Origin of the sequence: Micromonospora sp. NPDC049060 (genome assembly GCF_040649055.1) — a bacterium.
Lineage (GTDB): Bacteria > Actinomycetota > Actinomycetes > Mycobacteriales > Micromonosporaceae > Micromonospora > Micromonospora reichwaldensis.
Map to the genome: position 1 here is coordinate 43936 of NZ_JBEZEV010000012.1, position 19147 is coordinate 63082.

Annotated in this window: 22 protein-coding genes and 1 tRNA gene; 13 read left to right on the top strand and 10 right to left on the bottom strand. The window is 73.4% G+C overall.

Annotated features, from left to right (window positions below):
* Nucleotides 1-109: 109 nt before the first annotated feature.
* The gene (locus AB0B83_RS07960) at nucleotides 110-1408 is read right to left on the bottom strand and encodes an MFS transporter (protein ID WP_357577538.1); all 1299 of its coding nucleotides are present in this window, start codon (nucleotides 1406-1408) and stop codon (nucleotides 110-112) included.
* A 268-nt stretch (nucleotides 1409-1676) separates the two neighbouring features.
* Here AB0B83_RS07960 and AB0B83_RS07965 point away from each other — a divergent pair, with 268 nt between their 5' ends.
* Nucleotides 1677-2792 (top strand): MerR family transcriptional regulator, encoded by a 1116-nt coding sequence (locus AB0B83_RS07965; protein ID WP_357577539.1) that lies wholly within the window; start codon nucleotides 1677-1679, stop codon nucleotides 2790-2792.
* Nucleotides 2793-2996: 204 nt separating this feature from the next.
* Here the strand turns inward: AB0B83_RS07965 and AB0B83_RS07970 are convergent, their stop codons facing one another.
* Nucleotides 2997-3740, bottom strand: a complete 744-nt coding sequence (locus AB0B83_RS07970; RefSeq protein WP_357577540.1) for an SDR family oxidoreductase — start codon at nucleotides 3738-3740, stop codon at nucleotides 2997-2999.
* A gap of 86 nt (nucleotides 3741-3826) precedes the next feature.
* Between AB0B83_RS07970 and AB0B83_RS07975 the strand changes: the two genes are divergently transcribed.
* The 4 genes from AB0B83_RS07975 (at nucleotide 3827) to AB0B83_RS07990 (ending at nucleotide 5979) form a co-directional block, all read left to right on the top strand.
* Nucleotides 3827-4273 (top strand): hypothetical protein, encoded by a 447-nt coding sequence (locus AB0B83_RS07975; RefSeq protein WP_357577541.1) that lies wholly within the window; start codon nucleotides 3827-3829, stop codon nucleotides 4271-4273.
* 140 nt (nucleotides 4274-4413) lie between these two features.
* On the top strand, nucleotides 4414-4968 hold the full coding sequence (locus AB0B83_RS07980) for a GrpB family protein (RefSeq protein ID WP_357577542.1): 555 nt from the start codon (nucleotides 4414-4416) through the stop codon (nucleotides 4966-4968).
* A gap of 174 nt (nucleotides 4969-5142) precedes the next feature.
* Nucleotides 5143-5478 (top strand): DUF6204 family protein, encoded by a 336-nt coding sequence (locus tag AB0B83_RS07985; protein WP_357577543.1) that lies wholly within the window; start codon nucleotides 5143-5145, stop codon nucleotides 5476-5478.
* A gap of 156 nt (nucleotides 5479-5634) precedes the next feature.
* Nucleotides 5635-5979, top strand: a complete 345-nt coding sequence (locus tag AB0B83_RS07990) for a hypothetical protein (protein ID WP_357577544.1) — start codon at nucleotides 5635-5637, stop codon at nucleotides 5977-5979.
* Between the two features lie 325 nt (nucleotides 5980-6304).
* Here the strand turns inward: AB0B83_RS07990 and AB0B83_RS07995 are convergent.
* Nucleotides 6305-6379, bottom strand: a tRNA-Val gene (locus AB0B83_RS07995).
* Between the two features lie 104 nt (nucleotides 6380-6483).
* Nucleotides 6484-7029, bottom strand: coding sequence for a TIGR02611 family protein (locus AB0B83_RS08000; RefSeq protein ID WP_357577578.1), 546 nt, complete (start codon nucleotides 7027-7029; stop codon nucleotides 6484-6486).
* Nucleotides 7030-7332: 303 nt separating this feature from the next.
* Here AB0B83_RS08000 and AB0B83_RS08005 point away from each other — a divergent pair, with 303 nt between their 5' ends.
* Nucleotides 7333-7764: an SsgA family sporulation/cell division regulator gene (locus AB0B83_RS08005; RefSeq protein WP_053653619.1), complete on the top strand. Its 432-nt coding sequence runs from the start codon at nucleotides 7333-7335 to the stop codon at nucleotides 7762-7764.
* A gap of 103 nt (nucleotides 7765-7867) precedes the next feature.
* On the opposite strand, the gene AB0B83_RS08010 is transcribed toward AB0B83_RS08005, so the two are convergent.
* Nucleotides 7868-8644, bottom strand: a complete 777-nt coding sequence (locus AB0B83_RS08010; RefSeq protein ID WP_357577545.1) for a glucose 1-dehydrogenase — start codon at nucleotides 8642-8644, stop codon at nucleotides 7868-7870.
* Nucleotides 8645-8912: 268 nt separating this feature from the next.
* Between AB0B83_RS08010 and AB0B83_RS08015 the strand changes: the two genes are divergently transcribed.
* The 3 genes from AB0B83_RS08015 to AB0B83_RS08025 are packed head-to-tail and all read left to right on the top strand — an operon-like array spanning nucleotide 8913 to nucleotide 10790.
* Nucleotides 8913-9815 (top strand): AraC family transcriptional regulator, encoded by a 903-nt coding sequence (locus AB0B83_RS08015; protein ID WP_357577546.1) that lies wholly within the window; start codon nucleotides 8913-8915, stop codon nucleotides 9813-9815.
* 7 nt (nucleotides 9816-9822) lie between these two features.
* Nucleotides 9823-10278 (top strand): Rrf2 family transcriptional regulator, encoded by a 456-nt coding sequence (locus AB0B83_RS08020; RefSeq protein WP_121398934.1) that lies wholly within the window; start codon nucleotides 9823-9825, stop codon nucleotides 10276-10278.
* Nucleotides 10278-10790 (top strand): GNAT family N-acetyltransferase, encoded by a 513-nt coding sequence (locus AB0B83_RS08025; RefSeq protein WP_357577547.1) that lies wholly within the window; start codon nucleotides 10278-10280, stop codon nucleotides 10788-10790. Before AB0B83_RS08020 ends, AB0B83_RS08025 begins: the two co-directional genes overlap by 1 nt.
* A 41-nt stretch (nucleotides 10791-10831) precedes the next feature.
* On the opposite strand, the gene AB0B83_RS08030 is transcribed toward AB0B83_RS08025, so the two are convergent.
* Complete coding sequence (locus tag AB0B83_RS08030; protein ID WP_357577579.1) at nucleotides 10832-11392, bottom strand: flavin reductase family protein; 561 nt, start codon at nucleotides 11390-11392, stop codon at nucleotides 10832-10834.
* Between the two features lie 345 nt (nucleotides 11393-11737).
* Here AB0B83_RS08030 and AB0B83_RS08035 point away from each other — a divergent pair, with 345 nt between their 5' ends.
* Nucleotides 11738-11917, top strand: a complete 180-nt coding sequence (locus AB0B83_RS08035; RefSeq protein ID WP_007075522.1) for a DUF4236 domain-containing protein — start codon at nucleotides 11738-11740, stop codon at nucleotides 11915-11917.
* Nucleotides 11918-11974: 57 nt separating this feature from the next.
* On the opposite strand, the gene AB0B83_RS08040 is transcribed toward AB0B83_RS08035, so the two are convergent.
* Nucleotides 11975-12865, bottom strand: coding sequence for a hypothetical protein (locus AB0B83_RS08040; RefSeq protein WP_357577548.1), 891 nt, complete (start codon nucleotides 12863-12865; stop codon nucleotides 11975-11977).
* Between the two features lie 132 nt (nucleotides 12866-12997).
* On the bottom strand, nucleotides 12998-13519 hold the full coding sequence (locus AB0B83_RS08045; protein WP_311411444.1) for a VOC family protein: 522 nt from the start codon (nucleotides 13517-13519) through the stop codon (nucleotides 12998-13000).
* Nucleotides 13520-13569: 50 nt separating this feature from the next.
* On the opposite strand from AB0B83_RS08045, the gene AB0B83_RS08050 reads away from it, so the two are divergent.
* Both AB0B83_RS08050 and AB0B83_RS08055 read left to right on the top strand, forming a co-directional pair.
* A complete protein-coding gene (locus tag AB0B83_RS08050; protein WP_357577580.1) occupies nucleotides 13570-14031 on the top strand; it encodes a MarR family transcriptional regulator in 462 nt (153 codons plus the stop codon).
* Nucleotides 14032-14088: 57 nt separating this feature from the next.
* On the top strand, nucleotides 14089-15651 hold the full coding sequence (locus AB0B83_RS08055; protein WP_357577549.1) for a tetratricopeptide repeat protein: 1563 nt from the start codon (nucleotides 14089-14091) through the stop codon (nucleotides 15649-15651).
* An 89-nt stretch (nucleotides 15652-15740) separates the two neighbouring features.
* Here AB0B83_RS08055 and AB0B83_RS08060 read toward each other — a convergent pair whose 3' ends face one another.
* Entirely contained in the window at nucleotides 15741-17111 is a 1371-nt protein-coding gene (locus tag AB0B83_RS08060) for an ATP-binding protein (protein ID WP_357577581.1), read from the bottom strand.
* 65 nt (nucleotides 17112-17176) lie between these two features.
* Complete coding sequence (locus AB0B83_RS08065) at nucleotides 17177-17833, bottom strand: response regulator transcription factor (RefSeq protein WP_132240027.1); 657 nt, start codon at nucleotides 17831-17833, stop codon at nucleotides 17177-17179.
* A gap of 94 nt (nucleotides 17834-17927) precedes the next feature.
* Between AB0B83_RS08065 and AB0B83_RS08070 the strand changes: the two genes are divergently transcribed.
* Nucleotides 17928-19037 (top strand): sigma-E factor regulatory protein RseB domain-containing protein, encoded by a 1110-nt coding sequence (locus AB0B83_RS08070; protein ID WP_357577550.1) that lies wholly within the window; start codon nucleotides 17928-17930, stop codon nucleotides 19035-19037.
* Nucleotides 19038-19147: the final 110 nt, after the last annotated feature.

Below are 19147 nucleotides of genomic sequence, written 5' to 3' on the forward strand. Positions count from 1 at the left end.
GCGCGGGTGAACCAGCTGATCAGCGAGGGCATGGTCGAGACAACCCATGGCGTTGTGGCGTCGTGGGCGCTTCGCCTGCGTGCCGGGGCTCCGCCGGTCGCCGGTGGGCCTAAGGTGCCGGAGAACCCTGTGCCCGCGCCGCGTCGGTGGATCCGCCCGTCGCGCTGGCTGGCTGCGGGTCCTCCGTGCCGGCCGACCGAGCCCGCAGTCGGCGTACCTCCGGCACCGCGAGTGTCGCTGCCGTGCCGACCGCGACGGCGCCGGCCCCGGCGACCAGCGTCGCGCTGGCCCCGATCAGGGCGCTCGCCGGACCGGCCAGGGCGTACCCGATCGGTTCGAAGGTGTAGGCGCCCAACCAGTCGTACGAGCTAATCCGCGACAGGGTCTCCGGCGGGACGTTCTCGTGCATGGCCGTCTGCCAGTACGTCCAGAAGACGGACTGGGCGATCCCGCCGAGGAACGCGACCGCGGCGATAGCGACCGGGGAGGCCGCGACGGAGAGCAGCAGGAGCATGGGTACGAAGAGGAACGCGCCGGCCACCGCCGGGATCAACGGCCGCCGGGGGTGGGCCGACATGGCGACGAATCCACCGACGAACGCCCCGAGGCTGATCGCGCCCAGGATGAGGCCCCAGCTGGCCGGCCCGCCGAGCTCGTCCTTCGCGATCAGCGGGCCGAGCACCATGAACGGTGCCAGGCCGAGCATCCGCACGAGCGCGCTCTGGAGGGTCACCGGCCAGAGCCACCTGCGCGACCGGAAGTCCTGCCAGCCGTCCCGAACGTCACGCAGCACGCTCTTGCCCGAGTTGGCGACGGGCGCGGCGCCGACCCGGATCGCGCTGATGAGCACGGCGCTGAGCAGGAAGGAGAGCGAGTCCAGCGCCAGCGCGTAACCGGCGCCGACCGCCACCACCAGCAGCCCGCCCAGAGCCGGCCCCACCACCCCCGCAGCCGCGATCATCAGCCCCCGCAGCGCGTTGGCCTCCCGGTGGTGCTCCGCCGGCACCGTCTCCGGTTGCAGGGCGCTGACGGCCGGGATGAAGAACGCCGAGGCGATTCCGGACACCACCTGCAACAGCAGGAGGTGCCAGATCCTGGCGTGGCCGGAGATCAGCAGCGCCGCCATCACGCCCTGCGACGCGAACCGCACCAGGTCGGCGGTGATCATGAGCCGGCGCCGGGACATCCGGTCCGCGACCGCGCCGCCGACCACGAGGAACAGCGCCAGGGAGAACGCCTCCACGGCGAGCACGAGCCCCAGGTCGGAGGCGGAACCGGTCAGTTCGAGCACCCCGAAGGCCAGGGCCACGACGGTGATCTGGTTGCCGAACTGCGAGGTGATGCGCCCGCCGAGCAGCAGCCGGAAGTCGCGCTCCCGCAACACGCGCATCGATGGAAGTGCGAACAAGAGGGGGCCTCCTCAGACCGGACGGACCGCCGCCGTGCCGCGCCACGGCGGCGGTCACGAGCCCTCCATCCTCGCCCAACAGTCGGGCAAGGACGCCGCGAATTTCGCGATCCCGTCGGGACTGACCACCGAGGCAGAACGGCACGTTGCGGGGCGAGGTCGTCGAGGTGGTGGCGGTCGTTGCGGATGCGGCGGTGGCCGCGACGTACGAGTCGCCTGCGGCGGAGCGCTTGCTCCTCACGCGACGTCATGCCACATAGTCGGGGGCGTGGCGGAGCACCTGACGGTGGGGCGTGTGGCGGAATTGGCCGGGGTCAGCGTCCGCACCCTGCATCACTACGACGAGATCGGCCTCCTGGAGCCGTCCACGCGGACCGCGGCCGGGCACCGGGCCTATTCCGCGGGCGATGTGGAACGGCTGCGGGAGGTGCTCGCCTACCGGCGGCTCGGCTTCGGACTGCGGGAGATCGCAGATCTGGTCGACGACCCGGCCACCGACGCGGTCGCGCACCTGTGCCGGCTGCGCGGCCTGCTGATGGACCAGCGCGACCGCGCTGCCGCCATGGTGACGGCCATAGACAGGGAACTGGAGGCACGGGCGATGGGGATCAGGACGACGCCGGAGGAGCAGCTGAAGGTGTTCGGCGCACAGTTGTACGACGCCATCGGCTCTGCCTACCCGGCGACGCGGCGCACCGAGCCACGGATCGCCGCCCGCATCTGGGACGCGCTGGGGGACGCACGGACGGTGCTGAACGTCGGGGCTGGCACCGGCTCCTACGAACCACCCGACCGGGACGTCACGGCCGTGGAACCGTCGGCGGTCATGCGGGCGCAGCGTCCCGCGGGCGCGGCGCCGTGCGTGGCCGCCCATGCGGAGAATCTGCCGTTCGAGGACCAGTCCTTCGACGCCGCGATGGCCGTCAGCACCCTTCACCACTGGCCGGACCCCGTCGCCGGGCTGCGTGAGATGCGGCGGGTGGCCCGCCGCGTGGTGGTCTTCACGTACGACGCGGATGACACCGGCTGGCGTGAACGGTTCTGGCTCACCCGCGACTACCTGCCCGAGTTCGCGAACCTTCTCGTCGGTTGGCCCTCACTGGCCGACCTGACCAGCGCGATCGGAGGACGTGCGGAGCCGTTGCTCGTCCCGTGGGACTGCGCCGACGGCTTCTTCGAGGCACACTGGCGCCGGCCCGAGGCGTACCTGGACGAACGTGTCCGCCGCGCGGTCTCGGTGTGGACCAGAGTCGGACCGCAGGCTGAGCAGCGGGCGGTCCGCAATCTCCGCGAAGACCTCGCCTCAGGCCGGTGGGCCGAACGCAACCGCGACATCCTCGCCCTCGACACGGCAGAGCTCGGCCTCCGCCTGCTCGTGGCCTGAACCGCCGTGCGGCATGCGCGTGCTCCGGCGCACGCTCGTGCCGCGAAGCGCTCGACGCAAGCTGGTCGGCTCACTGGTGTACGGGCCGAATCGAGGTGGTCCGGCTCGGGTGCCGAGTTACTGGAAATGCTACGGCCCGTTCCCGACGGAGGAACGGGCCGTAGCTGTGATGCAAGGGTGGACAGGGCGGCGGTGAGCCGGTGATCAGATGGTGAAGCCGCCGTCCACGTTGATCGTCGCCCCGGTGACGTAGCGTCCGTCGGCGCTGGCGAGGAACGCCACCGCAGCGGCCACATCGGCCGGGTCCGCGTAGTGGCCGAGGGCGGTAAACCCGTTGATCGTGTCGGCGTTGGGGCCGTCGGCCGGGTTCAGCTCCGTGTCCGTGGCCCCTGGATTCACCAGGTTCACGGTGATCGCTCTGCCGCCGAGTTCGCGGCCGAGTGCTTTGGTCAGGCCGATCAGGGCGGTCTTGCTCATCGCGTACAGCGCGAAGCCCGGGAAGACGGCCCGCTCTGCCACGTTGCTGCCGATGTTGATGATCCGCCCACCGGCCGACATGTGTCGCACCGCAGCCTGGGAGGCGACGAACGGTGCCCGGACGTTGACCGCGACAGTCTGTTCGAACTCTTCCAGAGTCAGTTGCTCCAACGGTCCGAGCAGGAACGCGCCAGCGTTGTTGACCAGGATGTCCAACCGACCCAGCTCGCCGGCGACCCGGTCGACCGCGCCGACCACGGCCGCCGGGTCGGCGCTGTCCGCCTGCACGGCGATGGCCCGCCGTCCCGCGGCCTTGATCTGGTCCACCACGTCATCGGCGCGCTGCTGATTCTGCTGGAACGTCAACGCCACATCGGCGCCGTCCTCCGCCAGGCGCAACGCCACCGCAGCGCCGATGCCACGACCACCACCAGTAACCAGAGCTACCTTGCCGTCAAGTGCGTTGTTCATGACAGCAGCCTGGCCGACAGGAGACCCGCAGTCTGGCGGCGATCGGACGGCGCGTTCTCGGTTCCCACGTGCCGGATGATCGTGGCGTGGAATACCTCGACCTGTCGCCGTACGACTACCTCGGCTTTCCCCTGCCGATGCGGACCGTCGGGTGGCTGGGGAGCCGCCACGGAGTGCAGGGCGCCAGCGCGACGCCGATGACCGGTGCCCAGTTGAAGCGGCTCAGAGCCGCCTCCCAGCGGCTCGGCAGCATCACGCTCGGCTGGCACGACTGCGACTTCTGCGGGGACTTCAAGGGCAACGGCGAGTACCGCTACTACCTGCCCGACGGGGACATCTACGCCGCGCCGATGATGATCCTGCATTACGTTGAGGAGCACGGATACCGGCCACCCAGGGAGTTGCGCGACGGCTTACCGGCAGCCGAGCAACCGCCGTGGGACTGGCGCGCGGAGCGCTTGCACGCGGTGCTGCTGGACCAGTCGGGAGACCCAGATTTCCGGTGCCAGGCCGCTCGTTGGCAGCGTTCATGAATCGTGGCCTCGCAAAGGATCTACTTACCGAGGACCTGCACGTCATGGTGCGGTACGGCATCGACGATGCGTCGGGCCGGTGACGTCCCCGGGCACATCGACCGCGCGATGCAGGTACTACATACTGAAAGGCAGGTCTCGTGGACGGCGCACCGGTTACCCTCAGCCCGTACGACCCGCAATGGGCTGTGCTGTTCGAGCAGGAGCGGGTCATTCTCGAAACCGCTCTGGCGCAATGGCTGGTCGGGCCAGTCGAGCACATCGGCTCCACATCGGTTCCCGGCCTGGCAGCAAAGCCGATCATCGACATGATGGCGCCGGTGCGCAGTCTTTCAGAGGCAGTAGCCGCCATCGAGGTGGTGACCGCTCTCGGCTACCGCAACGGTGTGCACCGTCCGGAGGAAGCGCACTACTTCTTCAAGCCGGAGACCGACAACTGGTGGGAGCGCACCTACCAGCTTCATCTCACCGAGCCGACCTCCCTGCTGTGGCGGCGACGAGTCGCGTTCCGCGATGCGCTGCGGTGCCGGGCGGATTACCGGTCCCGGTACGAGCGCCTCAAGCGCGATCTCGCGCACGCTCACGGCGCTGACCTCACGGCCTACGCACGCAACAAGGACGACTTCGTCAACGAGGTCCTCGGCGCGCGCGACAGGACGCAAGCTCCGACCGTCAGCTACACCCAAGGACCCTGACGGTCTGTCACCCGCTGTGAAATGCCCATGCGTTCCTGTGTTCCTCCGGGTAGGGTCGCCACCGCCGTACGGGTCGGCCAGGGCATGGCGGCGGCGATCTGCCCGCAGCCCTTCCGGCCTCACCAGCCGCCGACCGATGTCGTGATGCCCAGCCGAAACCGGAGGCCCTCAGCGATGGCCCGCAAGACCTATCAGGTCATCGTGCGTGGCAAGTTCGCGCCGCTCGATGACGAGCAGCGGGCCGCGCTGCTCGCCAAGGCTGACGAACACGACGTGTTTCGGGCGAAGTTCACCGAGGAAGGCACCGTGACCTACGAGCGGTCCCTGCTCGCCTTCACCTTCCGTTGCCTGGTCTCGGCCACCGCGGAGGACGAGGAAGCGATCGTGATTAGCAAGGCGGAAGCGCTCGCGGCAGCCGCCGTCTCGGGAATCGGTGCCGACTACCGCGACCTCAAGTCGGTGTCGACCGACCTCGACGACATCAAGATCCGCCGCCGACGGGAACACTGACACTCGCAGCCGCCGGGCCGATCCTGACGCGTGGATGGTGTCACGTAACTCCGTCCCCCGTCCACGCACCGGAGCCGTCCCGGTCAGCACCGATCAACGTCTGATCGGCCCTCGCTCTCCTTCGGAGGGCCGGAGATCCGCTTCATACTGTAGTTGATGTACGTCAATTTCTCTGGCAGGCTCGGCATCCGGATCGAACAGAGTGGAGCTCGCATGTCTGCACTTCGTCGGGTCGTCGCAGCCACAGCGCTGGTCGGGGCGGTGTCCGCGTCCGTCCTGCTCTCCGGACCTGCGGTCGCCGCCGAAACCAAGGCCTTTTACGGCAACGGAATGAGTAACAACTACTTCACGGCGCTGACCAACGCCAACAACGCTGCACGTTCCCTTGCCAGCGCCGACGGCTTCGACCCGGACACGCAGTGCAGCCACGCTGGAAGCTTCACGACGCAGCCGTGGCCGGGCCTCTACTCGGTGCTGGCGCAGATCAACTGCACCCGCTGAGCATCCACCTCAGAGGCCTTCGGGGGTAGTCTCGCCCGGCTCCGGGGACGCTGTGGCTTTCATCCTGTTGGCCCACCGACCCAACGGCCCTGCTCACCTCGGATGGGCGGGGCCACTTCCTGCTGCCTGGACCACCTCACCGCCCAGCGCGGCGTCACGTGCTCGCCCTCTCGCACGTACTCGACGAGCACCGGCCGCTTCCGACGGGCGGGATCGACGCATCGGCGACGCGTTCGCTGACGATCCGCTGACGCCCAACGACGACTGACGACGGAATCAGCAAGAGCCACCCTCATCCGAGGGTGGCTCTTCTGCGTTACTTCGATGGTGGGCGATACTGGGATCGAACCAGTGACCTCTTCGGTGTGAACGAAGCGCTCTCCCGCTGAGCTAATCGCCCTCAGCGCCGCTGACTCTACCTGATCGAGGGACCGGACCGGAAATCCGGGGTCCGCGCGCCGCGCCGCGGTCAGTCGACCCGACAGAACGCCGGGTCGGTCCGGGTCAGTGCGTCGCCAGGTAGTGCAGCGCCTCGGCGACCACGTCGATGCCGAAGCTGTACTTCAGTGACAGCCAGACCACCGAGCCGACGAAGACCAGGCCGACGGAGCCGAGCACGAAGCGTACGGCGAGTGAGCGGTCCTTCACCCACTGGGTCCAGTTGTGTACGTGGCGGCGGGTGAAGCCGAGCAGCCGGCGGGCCCAGTGGAACTCGACGGCCCAGATGCCGAGGCCGGCGATCACCAGCAGCCAGCCCGGCCCGGGCAGCGGGATGAGGGCGATGCCGATGGTGACGACGAGGGCGCCGGCGATGGCGATGAAGATCTTGAGGGTGACCCGTCCGGTCGGGTTGGCCCGGATCAGGTCGAGGGTGGTGCTCAGCCGCTGCCGCCAGCGGGGTCGCCGCCGCCGCTCGGCCAGCGTCGTGCCGCCTGCGCCATCCCGCTCGGTCGTCGGCCGACCGGGCCGGTCGTGCTGCTCCGTCGGCACCCCGTACCCCCGCCTTTCGGCTGCTCGGGCCGCGACGTTCGGCGGGCCCGGCACTGCCATCGGATCCACTGAGGATCGTTTCGTAACCATTTCCTCCCCCAGTGTGGCTCGCGCCCGTCACTGCAACGGCCGACTGGACGTTACCGGAGTAAGTCGACGACTGAACCACCCGATGCCGGGCGGGATCACGCACTGGGCAGAACCGGAAATCCTACATGAATATTCACATTCACGCGGCCTTTCCGACCCCCTTCCCACCACTGGGTGAAGTCAGCGTATGGCGGAGCGTAGCCAGGAGTAGCACCTGAGTATGGGAAAAGCGGGACACGCGCGTTCCGCAGCGGTGCCGGGGGGAGATCGTCCATGAGTGTCATCCGACCGACGACCGTAGAGGTCGAGACGTCGCTAAGGCTCGTCGCACCTGACGCCACCGCCTTGCCGGTGCGTGCCAGTCTGCGTTACGACCCTGCTGATCCGTATGCGGTCCATGTCCTGTTCCACGCCGAATCCGCCGGCGGAGAGGCGGTCAGCTGGTCGTTCGCCCGGGAGCTGCTGGTCACGGGCCTCGACGAGCCGGCCGGCATCGGCGACGTGCGGGTCTGGCCCTGGGCCACCCCGCGTGGGGACTTCGTCGCCCTGGCGCTGTCGTCGCCCGACGGCAACGCCCTGTTCGAGGTGCCGCGCAGCGTCCTGGTGCGCTTCCTGCGGCGGACCTACGTCGTCGTTCCGCGCGGCCGCGAGGCCGAGCACCTGGACGTCGACACCGCGGTGACCCGGCTGCTCGCCGGCCGCTGAACCACCGGCCACACCGGCCGTCCGGGGCCGCGCGGATCTGCCGAGTCCGCGCGGCTCCGGCCCACCAGGGGGTACGCGCACCGTCTCCCGCCCTTCGCCGAGCTCAGCCGTGGGTGGTGATGCCGCCGTCCACCGGGATCACCGCACCCGTGAGGTACGCCCCGGCGCGCGACGACAGGTAGATCGCGGTGCCGGCCATGTCCTCCGGCCGACCGATGCGACCCAGCGGCACCTGCCCCTCGATGGCGGCCCGGGACGCGGGGTCGTCCAGCGCGAACGCCATCATCTTGCTCTCGAACGGCCCCGGCGCGATCGCGTTGACGGTGATCTGCTCGCCGGCGAGCTGGTGGGCCAGGCTGCGGGTGAGCATGTGCACGGCGGCCTTGGTCGCCGAGTACGCGTACACCTCCATCATCGGCACCCGGATGCCGTCGATGGACCCGATGTTGATCACGCGGGCCGGGTCGTCGGCGCTGGCCGACGCGCGCAGCGCGGGCAGCAGCGCGGTGGTGAGCCGGAAGACGGCCTTGACGTTGACGGCCCAGAGCTTGTCGAACGCGCTCTCCGGGTACGACTCCAGCGGCGCGCCCCACGTCGCGCCCGCGTTGTTGACCAGCACGTCGAGCCGGTCGAACCGCTCCCGGACGGCGGCGGCCAGGCCCTCGGCGCCGGCGTCGTCGCCGAGGTCGGCGGGGATGGCCTCGCAGCGCCCCTCGGCGGAGAGTTCCTTGGCCACGGCCTCGCAGACGTCCGCCTTGCGGGACGAGATGATCACGTGTGCGCCGGCCCGGACGAAGCCCTGGGCGATCATCAGGCCGATCCCCCGCGAGCCGCCGGTGACCAGGACCGTCTTGCCTTCGACCGAGAACAGATCCGTCATGCCCATCCCATCGCGAGTCGGCCGGGGCCGCCGGGGCGGGGGCGGCCCGGTCCGCGCGGACCGGCTCCGGCCGTGCCTCCACCGGACGGCGCTACCGTTCGGTAACGTAGCCCGCCCCCGACGACCTCGACAACCCCCGCCGGGCGCCCGCGCGGCCCGGCGCACCGCTCGGCCGGCGGGGCGGAGCCACGGTGCGACCGGCCGGCCGCTGGCCTGGGCGGCCTTCCCGGGATGCGTCGACCGTCGCCCCGGGCTACCGTCGCAGGCGATGGTCTCTTCCGGTCAGCTCTCCCCCGCTCCGCCCGGCAACCCGGCGACCGCCCCCGCCGAGATCGACACGGTCGCCCTCGGTGACCTCGCCCCCGAGCCGCGCTGGCGTCGTCCGGTGCTGCTGGAGAAGGACCTGCTCGTGCTGACCACGGGCGGACACGGCACGGCCGAGCTGGACTTCCGCGCCCTGCCCTGCCGCCCCGGCACGCTGCTGCGGGTGCGCGCCGGCCAGGTGCTGCGCTGCGCCGGCCCGCAGCTCGACGCGACGGTGGTGCGCTGGGATCCGGCGGCGCTGCGCGGGCTCGACGTCGACCCGGACGCCGTCCCGGCCTGGCTCCAGCTCGCCGGCGAGGACGAGGACGCGGTGATCAACGAGGTGAGCCAGCTGGCAGTGGACTGCCAGCGGCACCGGGGGTTGGCCGTCGCGCGCGGACTGCTCCGCCACCAGCTCGCCGTGCTGCTGCTCCGCCTGTCGATGCTGCCCGAACGCGCCCACCCGGCGACCCGGGCCGAGGCCGCCACCTTCCATCGGCTGTGCCGCGAGGTCGAACGCGGCTACCAGCACACCCGCCGGGTCGAGGACTACGCCGCCCGGCTGGGCTGCTCGGTGCGTACGCTCACCCGGGCCTGCCTGGCGGTGACCGGGCGCAGCGCCAAGCAGGTGGTCGACGAGCGGGTGGCCCTCCAGGCGAGCCGGCTGCTGGCCGCCACCGACGAGCCGATCGCCCGCATCGGCCGGCGGCTGGGCTTCTCCGAGCCGACGAACTTCGGCCGGTTCTTCACCCGGGAGGTCGGGGTGAGCCCGGGCGCGTTCCGCGCGGCCCGCGAGCAGCCGGTACCCGGGCCGGTGGTCCGGCCCCGCCCGCCCGCCGACGCGACCGACCGACCGCGCGGGGCATGATGTCGGGGTGCAGATCTCCGCGCGCGGCGACTACGCGGTACGGGCGGCCCTGAGCCTCGCCACCGCGTACCCTCGGCTGCTGTCCACCCAGGCCATCGCCACGGAGCAGGACATGCCGCGCAAGTTCCTGGAGGCCGTCCTGGCCGACCTGCGGCGGGCCGGCATCGTCCGGGCGCAGCGCGGCGCCGAGGGCGGCTACACGCTGGCCCGGCCGCCGCGCGAGGTGACCGTCGGCGCGGTGCTGCGCGCCGTGGAGGGTCCGCTGGCCGGGGTGCGCGGGCTGCGCCCGGAGGAGACCAGCTACGAGGGAGCGGCGGAGAACCTGCCCGGGCTCTGGGTCGCGGTGCGGGCCGCCGTGCGACGGGTGGTCGACGAGGTGAGCCTCGCGGAGATAATCAGTGGTCGGCTGCCCGCCCACGTCCGTAGGTTGACGGCTTTGCCCGACGCCTGGGAGCCGCGCTGATGCCCACCCCCGTCCTGCGCACCGAGCGCCTGCTGCTGGAGCCCTACCGGCCGGACGACGCCGAGGACTCCATAGCCCTGCTCACCGACCCTGAGGTGGGCCGGTTCATGGGCGACGGTCCGCTGAGCGCCGAGGCGGCCGGCGCCCTCTTCGGGCGGATCTTCACGAAGGTCTACGCGGAGGACCTCTTCGACGTCTGGGCGGTGCGCCGGGACGGTCGCTACGTCGGGCACGCCGAGATCAAGCGGACGGACCAGGTCGACGGTCACGAGATCATCTACGCGCTGGCGAAGCCGGCCTGGGGCGCCGGTCTCGGCACGGAGCTGGCCCGGGCCCTGGTCCGCTACGGCTTCGACACCCTCGGCCTGCCCCGCGTGTACGCGACGGTCGCCGACGCCAACCACGCCTCGCTGTCGCTGCTGGGCAGGATCGGCTTCGTCCACGAACGCGACATCGCCGAGGACGACGGCAGCGTGACCCGCGTGCTCGTCATCGACCGCGCTCCCGCCTGACCAGGCCGGCCGGCCGCGCCGTCGGGCGGGGCCCGGCCCGGTCAGGGCCCCGGCGGCGGGCCCGTCGTGGTGTAGCCGCCCCGGTGGTGGACCAGCGGGTCCCCGTCCTCGCCGCCGCCGAGCGCGAGCGGCTCGACCACGAAGAGGGTGTGGTCGCCGACCGGCACCCGGTGCACGACCCGGCACAGCAGCCGGGCCAGCGCTCCGGTCAGCAGCGGCACGTCGAACGGCCCCGGCGTCCAGTGCGGATAGGCGGCGAACCGGTCGATCCCGCCGGTGGCGAAGACCCGGGCGGCCTCCCGCTGGTGGGCGCCGAGCAGGTGCACGGCGACGTGCTCGGCCCGGGCGAAGACGGGCCAGCTCGACGAGGCGGTCCCGAGGCAGAACGAGACCAGCGGCGGGTCCAGCGAGACCGACGTGAACGACGTGGCGGTGAAGCCGGCCCGGACGGGCCCGCCGGAGGCGTCCGGGTGGGCCGGCGCGGTGCCCGGGGCGACGGCGGTGACGACGGTGACGGTGGCGGCCTGCCGGCGCAGCAGCGTCCGGAACAGGTCCCGGTCCACCGGCAGCAGGTCGGCATCGCCCTGCCGGGACCACTCCACGGTGGTCACGCCGGCTGCGGCGTCGGGTGGGCGCCGGAGGTGCGGGGCAGCCCTGCGTCGACGGGCAGGCGAGCCGCGTGGAGAAGATCGTCCCGCTGCGTCATCGCCCCATGCTGCCGGGGGCCGGGGCCCCGGTCAATGCCCCTATCGGGGACGGGATCGACGACGGCCGACGCCGCTCCGAACCCCTATGCCGGCGGGTGGGGTTCGACCCCCTCGGACGTACAGGATTCGTCACCGCCCCTCGACACCGTCCAGACCGGACGGGCGGGGGTTTCACGATTCGGCGATCCGGGCATGTTCGGGTTCGACAGGGCAGGGAAGGGAATCGAAGGGAGTCCGACGATGGGTCTGATGTTCCGCAAGCGCAAGAAGTACGGTCCGATCATCCTGAACTTCACCGAGAACGGTTTCTCCTCCTGGAGCATCAAGATCGGTCGCTGGTCCTGGAACTCGCGGGCCAAGGCGCACCGGGTCGACCTGCCGGGTCCGCTGTCCTGGAAGCAGGACAAGTCCCGGGCGTGAGGTCCCGAGGTCGAGCGGGGTGCCGGTGATCCACCGGCACCCCGCTCGACGTTCGCGTCAGGACGCCGGCCCGCCCCCGCGCGCCGAGACGACCACGTCGCCGCCGAGCCGGCCGTGCTCCGGGTCGCGGGTCGCCTCTCCCGCGTCGAGCAGGCCGGTCAGCGCCCGGACGGCGTCGGACGACCGGTAGACGGTCGCCGTGAGGGCGTGCCGGCGCAGTTCGGTGACCGTACGCGGGCCGGAGCGCGCCAGCTCCGCCAGCAGCTCGCGGCGCAGCGGGCCGGGCTCCGGGGCGGCGACGACGTCGAGCAGCCGCCCCGCCGGGTCGCGGTAGCGCACGCCGGCGGCACCGTCGACCGCCCAGAGCGCCTCCTTGAACGCCTCCAGGCTCTTGTCCGACCCCGTCGCGAAGGCGAACAGCCGCGCCGGGGCCCCGTCGGCGGGCACCAGCTCCACCTCGGTCGTCAGCGGGAACCCGGCGTCGGCGAGGGCGGCGCGCGCGGGGGTGCCGGCGGCGGTGGCGAGCAGCACGTCGGCCGGCTTGCCGATCGCCGCGGCGGTCAGCACGGCGGGATCGGCGGCGGCGTCGTCCACGACGGACAGCAGGGGCGCGCCGGCCGCGCCGGCCGCCTTGACCGCCACCGGCAGCCGGGCCGGTCCGCCGGGCACGAGGTGCACGGCGACGCCCGTCGGCAGCTCCGCCTCCACGGCGCCGAGCCGGGCCGGCAGCTCCTCGGTGCCGTCGGCGAGCACCAGCACGGTGAGCTGGCGGCCCCGCAGCCGGTCGGCGTGCCGGGCGACCACCCGCAGCGCGGCCTCCGCGGAGCCGGCGTCGCCGCCGGCGTACGCCAGGGCCAGGGTGGCCCGCCGGGCGCGGTGCAGCGCCCCCGGCAGCCAGGTCTCCAGGTGTCGGACGAGCAGCTCGCGCAGGACGGCGTCGGTCGGCATGCTGCCGTTCTACCGCACGCCCGTCCCGGGCCGGGCACAGCTCCCCCATCCGGGCCGGACGGCGCGTCGCGCGGTCGGGGCGGCGTCCCGTCCCCGGCCGGTCAGGACGGGACGCCGTCGGACCGGTCGGGGTCAGGCCGGGACGGAGACGCCCACGCCGCCACGGGTCTGGCCGCCGTAGCGCCGCCGCTCGGCGTCCAGGTCGAGCCGGCCGATCCGCTTGCGGGCGGCCAGGGCGGCGTCGTCGAGCCGGTCGGCGGGCACCAGCCAGACGATCTCGAACTCCAGCCCGTCCGGGTCCTGGCCGTAGAGGCTCTTGGTGGTGCCGTGGTCGGACGCGCCGCCCAGGGCGCCGGCGGCGGCGAGCCGCTGGGCGGTCACCTCCAGCTCGTCGAGCGTGTCGACCTCCCAGGCCAGGTGGTAGAGCCCGACGGTGCCGCGGCCGGCGGTGGAGGGGCCGGTGCCCGCGCCGACCTCGAACAGGCCGAGGTCGTGGTCGTTGGTGGAGCCGGGCGCCTGGAGGAAGGCGGCGCCCCGGAAGCCGTCCGGCGTCATCGGGATCGGCCGGAAGCCCAGCACGTCGCGGTAGAAGGCGACGCTGCGGGCGAGGTCACTGACATAGAGCACGGCGTGGTTGAGGCGGTGGATTCCCATGCCACCGACGCTAGCGCGATTTTGTTGAACGTTCAACTATCTGGCGTATGATGGGCGTCATGACCCGCTGGCTGGACCCCGACGAGCAGCACACGTGGCGCGCGTACCTGACCGCCTCCCGGGCGCTGATGGAGGCGCTGGACCGGGAGCTGCAACGCGACGCCGGGATGCCGCACGCCTACTACGAGATCCTGGTCCGGCTCTCCGAGGCGCCGCAGCGGCGGCTGCGGATGAGCGACCTCGCCGAGGCCAGCGGCTCGTCGCGCAGCCGGCTCTCGCACGCCGTGGCCCGGCTGGAGGCGGCCGGCTGGGTCCGCCGCGAGGAGTGCCCCACCGACCGGCGCGGGCAGATCGCCGTCCTCACCGACGAGGGATTCGCCACCCTCGCCGCTGCCGCGCCCGGCCACGTCGAGGGGGTACGCCGGCACCTGTTCGACGCGTTGAGCCCGGCGCAGGTGGACCAGTTGCGCCGGATCAGCGAGACGCTCGCCGCACACCTGACGAGTTCTTGACCAATACACTCCCGCTCGGGTCTTGTACTTACCGTCGTCGGATGAGCACGATGGGGCGTGCCTTCCGGCTTCGGTGAACTGACTGACCAGGCGCACCACCTGGTGTCCTCCGGCGACCTCGCCGGTGCCCAACGGCTGCTCGCCGACGCGCTGACCGACGCCGACCCGCGTCCGGCCAACGCCACACCCGAGCTGGCCGAGGCCGCCAGCCTCCAGGCCCGCGTGCTGGTCGCCCTCGGCGAGCCGCACTCGGCCCGGGGCTGGGCCGCCTTCGCGTACGCGGCCGCGACCCGGCTGCACGGGCGCTCCGACCAGCGCACGGTGGCCGCCGCGGCCACCCTCGCGGCGGTGCTGCACCGGGTCGGCAGCTGGTCCCGCGCCGCCCGGCTCTACCAGGAAGTGATCATCGAGCTGACCGCGCTCGACGGTCCCGAGTCGCTGCGGGTGCTCGCCGCCCACGCCGACCTGGCCACCGTGGAGTACGCGCGCGGCCAGTGCCAGGTGGCCCGCGACCGGCTGCTGGACGCCTGGGAGCTGCACCGCGAGGTCTACGGCGACGGGCATCCCAGCGGCATCAAGATGCTGGCCCGGCTCGGGGCGATGCGGCGCGACTGCGGGCAGTTCGCCGAGGCGCACGACAACCTGGCGCTGGCCCGGGAGCTGTGCCGACAGCACCTGCCGGCGGACGACCCGCTGGCCACGCAGGTGGCGGGGCTGGCCAGGGCGGCGGCCAACCCGGACCACGTCTGCGCCGACACCGCGCCCGTCGGGCGGGACGGTCCGATCGTGCCGTCCGCGCGCACCCCGCCCCCGGGCGACGGGCCGGCGACGGCACAGCACCCCTCGCAGGCGGGCTACCGCCCGGCGGAGCCGGACCCGTACGCCGGGCCGCCGCACGTGGTGCCGACACCCCGGCAGCCGACGGAGGACCCGCCGCCCGGCTGGTGGCCCCCCGAGGCCGACGCCGGGGACGGGCCGGCCGGCAGCGCCGTGCCGCCGGCGGTCGTCCCCCTGGCCGGCGGCGCCACCGAGGAGGCCGAGGGGGTGCACCGGGTCCGCCAGCCCGGCGCGCCCGAGGAGCCCTACCAGCCGTCGCGGCTGCTGCCGGTGCCGGTGCACCGCGCGCCGGCCCGGCGCCCCAACCGGCTGCTGCCGCTCGCCGTCGGTGGCGTCGCGGTGGTGCTGCTGGGCACGGTCGCGGTGATCACCGGGGTGGCCGGGATGGACGGTGCCCCCGACCCGGTGCCCCCGGCGGCCACCGGCGCACCGGCCTCCACGGGGGCCGGGGACCCGGCCGGCACGGGCACCCCGCCCGCCGCCGGCCCCACGGCCGGGGCCGTGGCCTCCCCCGGCAGCCCGCCGGGTTCGGTGACGCTGCGGGACAACCGCGACAACGTGGCGCTGCGCTGGACGTACCCGGCCGGCGGGGAGGGCCCGGTGGTCATCTCGGGCGGCCGGGTCGGCCAGGCGCAGACGGCCTTCGCCAACCTGCCCGCCGGCACCACCGCCTTCGTCGTCTACGGACTGAACCGCAGCACCGACTACTGCTTCACCGTCGCCGTCGTGTGGTCGACCGACACGATCGCCCGGGCCCAGCAGGTCTGCACCCGCCGCGACTGACGGGCCGTCGCGGGTCCCGGGTGGCGCGGCGCCGATCGCGGGTGCGCCGGGCGGTCCGGCTGGGCCACCGCCCGGCGTGGCCCGGTCCGTCAGGGCCGCTCCGGGTCGGGCAGGGCCGGCAGCAGCAGCCGTACCCGCAGCCCCGGACCGTCGTCCCGGCCGGGGTGGGCGTCGGCCAGGACGATGCCGCCGCCGGCCCGGCGGACCAGCTCGCGCACGATGGCCAGCCCGAGGCCCGCGCCGCCGTCGTCCCGGGCGCGGGCGTCGTCGAGCCGGGTGAACCGCCCGAAGACCCGCTCCCGGTCCGCGGCCGGGATCCCCGGCCCGTCGTCGGTCACCGTCACCAGGTGGTACGCCCCGTCGCCGGCGCCGCTGCCGCCCGCTCCTCTGCCGGCGGTCAGCACCACCTCGCCGTGGGCGTGCCGGACCGCGTTGTCGACCAGGTTGGTGAGGATCCGGCGCAGCTCGTCGGGGTCGCCCTCGGTCCACAGCGGCGTCGCGGGCGCGTCGAGGCGCACCGGCGGCGACGGGTACCGGGCGGCCACCGCCGCCAGCAGGGCCCCCACCTCGACCGGCCCGGTGGCCCGCGCCGTCGGCCGCTCGTCGAGCCGGGCCAGCAGCAGCAGGTCGTCGACGAGCCGACCGAGCCGCTCGGTGTCGGCGAGCAGGTTCGCCGACACCGCCGTCCAGTCCGTCCGGTCGGCGAGCCGCCGGGCGACCTCCAGCTCGGTACGGATGTTCGCCAGCGGGCTGCGCAGCTCGTGGGCGGCGTCGGCGACGAACGCCCGCTGCCGGTCCCGGGCGGACTCCAGCCGGCCCAGCATCCCGTTGAGCGTGACCGCCAGCCGGTGGATCTCGTCCTGCGACGCCGGTACGGGCAGCCGCCCGCCCCCGTCCCGCCCGGTGATCTCCTCGGCGCCCCGGCGCAGCGCCTCCACCGGGCGCAGGGTCGCGCCGACCACCCGCCAGGCCACGGCGGCCAGCACCGCCACCAGCGGTGGGAAGCTCACCAGCAGGATGGTCCGTACGACGTGCGCGCTGTGCCGTACGTCCGCCAGCGACCGGGCCACCAGGACGGTGCGCGGGTCGGCGGCGGTGCCCGCCGGTACGGTCACCACCCGCACCGGCCCGGCCAGGCCGACCCGCTCCCCCGACACCGTCAGCCGCTGCCGCGCGCCGATGTCGAGCCGTTCCGGCGACACCATCGGCACCAGCCGGTCGGCGTCGATCGAGGCGGCCCGCACCCGGCCCTCGGCGTCGATCACCTGCACCCGGACCTGTCCACCGGCCACCGGCAGCGGATCGGGCAGGACCTCCTCGGCGGCGAGCAGCGCGACCGCGTCGGCGGTCTGGAACGCCTCGGTGTCCACGGCGCGTTGCAGGGCCCAGCCCAGCACGGCGAGCAGGACGAGTCCGCCGACGGCCAGTCCCCCGGACACCCCGAGCACCCCGACCGCCATGAGCCGCCCGCGCAGCCCGAGCGCGCCGCGCACCCCGCGAAGGAAGGGCACCTTCCTATCGCTCTTCACGGGGCGAGCCGGTAGCCGGCGCCCCGGACCGTCTCCAGACGCTCCCGGCCGATCTTGCGCCGCAGGTACCCGACGTAGACCTCGACGGCGTTGGGCGCCGTCTCGACGCTGGCGTCCCAGACGTGGTCGAGCAGCTCCGTCTTGGAGACCACCTCGCCGGGGCGGCGCATCAGGTAGTCGAGCAGCGCGAACTCGCGGCTGGTCAGCGCGACCTCGGCGTCGGCCCGGGTCACCCGCCGCCGGGCCGGGTCGAGCCGCAGGTCGCCGACCGCGAGGACCGTGGGGCGTTCGGGGGCGCCGCGACGCAGCAGGGCCCGCAGCCGGGCCAGCAGCACGACGTACGAGAAGGGCTTGGTGAGGTAGTCGTCGGCCCCGCAGTCCAGCCCGTCGGCCTGGTCGTACTCGCCGTCCTTCGCCGAGAGCATGAGCACCGGGAGCCAGTGCTCCTCGGCGCGCAGCCGGCGCACCAGCTCGTAGCCGGAGAGGCCGGGCAGCATCACGTCGAGAATCATCGCGTCGTACCCGCCGTGCCGGGCCGCGTCGAGCCCCGCCGGGCCGGTCGCCGCCACGTCCACCGCGAACCCCTCGGCCTGCAGACCCCGTTGCAGGGCGGACGCCAGCCGCGACTCGTCCTCCACCACCAGCAACCGCACGGGGTCAAGGGTGCCACCCGTGCGGGCGGTCGTACGGTCGTCCTCAGCGCCCTCACAGCGTCGGGGAGGCAGGATGTCCGGCAGGAGGTGTCACATGTCCGTCCTGAAGAGCCGTCCCGTCCTACGCTGGCTGGTCCCGGTGACCGCCGTCGTGACCGTCATCGGCGGCGGCGCCGCGCTCGGCACGTTCGCCGCCCAGGCCGAGCCGAGCCTGCCGCCGCGTACCGCCGCCCAACTCCTGGTCGACCTGCAGACCTCCCGGCTGGAGGGGCTCTCCGGCACGGTCGTGCAGCGCGCCGACCTGGGCCTGCCGCCGCTGGCCGGCCTGGTCGCCGGCGACGGGCCGGCCGCCCTGCTGACCGGCACGCACACGCTGCGGGTCTGGCACTCCGGGCCCGACCGGCAGCGCATCGCCCTCGTGGACACGCTCGGCGAGCGGGACGTCATCCGCAACGGCCGCGACGTGTGGGCCTGGAACAGCCGGTCCAACACCGCCACCCACCGCACGCTGCCCGAGGGCGCCGCCGGGGCCGAGAGCCGGGAGTTGCCGGTCACCCCCGGGGAGGCGGCCGACCGGGCCCTGGCGGCAATCAGCCCGAGCACCGAGGTGAGCGTCGGCCGGTCCGCCACGGTCGCCGGCCGGGACGCGTACGAGCTGGTGCTCGCCCCGCGCGACGCCGCCTCGCTGGTGCACCAGGTGCGCATCGCCATCGACGCGCGCCAGCACGTGCCGCTGCGCTTCGAGGTCTTCGCCGACGGCAGCGACAAGCCGGCCTTCGAGATGGCCTTCACCCAGGTGTCGTACGCCCGGCCGGACGCCGAGCAGTTCACCTTCAACCCGCCGCCGGGGGTGAAGGTGACCGAGGAGACCGCCGGGAGGCAGCCCGCCGACGTGCCCGGGAAGCGCCCGGCGCACGGCGAGCGGCCGGACGTGCGTACCGTCGGCGAGAGCTGGGCCACGGTGGTGGTCGCGCGGCTCGACGGCGCCGGCGCACCCGCCGACCGGGCCGGGACCGCCCCCGCCGGGGAGGGGTCGACCGGCGACCCGGCGGCGCTGCTCGGCAGGCTGCCGAAGGTCAGCGGCGACTGGGGCAGCGGCCGGCTGCTGACCGGGAAGCTGTTCAGCGCGCTGCTCACCGACGACGGCCGGCTCATCGCCGGAGCGGTGACGCCGGAGCGGCTCTACGAGGTCGCCAGGGGCTGAGGACCGGCAGTCCGGGGGCCCGCCACGCGGCGGGCCCCCGCTGTCTGTCCGGGGCGGCCTGTGGCGTGGCCCGGCGCGCTTGGTCGCGACGCCCGGCGCGCGGTATCTTT

Excerpts from the sequence above, each read along its gene's own strand:
- AB0B83_RS08000 (WP_357577578.1), bottom strand. The coding sequence starts at position 7,029 with ATGGCAGTGCCGGGCCCGCCGAACGTCGCGGCCCGAGCAGCCGAAAGG.
- AB0B83_RS08025 (WP_357577547.1), top strand. The coding sequence starts at position 10,278 with ATGCCCACCCCCGTCCTGCGCACCGAGCGCCTGCTGCTGGAGCCCTAC.
- AB0B83_RS08045 (WP_311411444.1), bottom strand. The coding sequence starts at position 13,519 with ATGGGAATCCACCGCCTCAACCACGCCGTGCTCTATGTCAGTGACCTC.
- AB0B83_RS08070 (WP_357577550.1), top strand. The coding sequence starts at position 17,928 with ATGTCCGTCCTGAAGAGCCGTCCCGTCCTACGCTGGCTGGTCCCGGTG.
- AB0B83_RS07970 (WP_357577540.1), bottom strand. The coding sequence starts at position 3,740 with ATGAACAACGCACTTGACGGCAAGGTAGCTCTGGTTACTGGTGGTGGT.
- AB0B83_RS08050 (WP_357577580.1), top strand. The coding sequence starts at position 13,570 with ATGGGCGTCATGACCCGCTGGCTGGACCCCGACGAGCAGCACACGTGG.
- AB0B83_RS08015 (WP_357577546.1), top strand. The coding sequence starts at position 8,913 with ATGGTCTCTTCCGGTCAGCTCTCCCCCGCTCCGCCCGGCAACCCGGCG.
- AB0B83_RS08010 (WP_357577545.1), bottom strand. The coding sequence starts at position 8,644 with ATGACGGATCTGTTCTCGGTCGAAGGCAAGACGGTCCTGGTCACCGGC.
- AB0B83_RS08040 (WP_357577548.1), bottom strand. The coding sequence starts at position 12,865 with ATGCCGACCGACGCCGTCCTGCGCGAGCTGCTCGTCCGACACCTGGAG.
- AB0B83_RS08060 (WP_357577581.1), bottom strand. The coding sequence starts at position 17,111 with ATGGCGGTCGGGGTGCTCGGGGTGTCCGGGGGACTGGCCGTCGGCGGA.
- AB0B83_RS07985 (WP_357577543.1), top strand. The coding sequence starts at position 5,143 with ATGGCCCGCAAGACCTATCAGGTCATCGTGCGTGGCAAGTTCGCGCCG.
- AB0B83_RS08005 (WP_053653619.1), top strand. The coding sequence starts at position 7,333 with ATGAGTGTCATCCGACCGACGACCGTAGAGGTCGAGACGTCGCTAAGG.
- AB0B83_RS07990 (WP_357577544.1), top strand. The coding sequence starts at position 5,635 with ATGTACGTCAATTTCTCTGGCAGGCTCGGCATCCGGATCGAACAGAGT.
- AB0B83_RS08035 (WP_007075522.1), top strand. The coding sequence starts at position 11,738 with ATGGGTCTGATGTTCCGCAAGCGCAAGAAGTACGGTCCGATCATCCTG.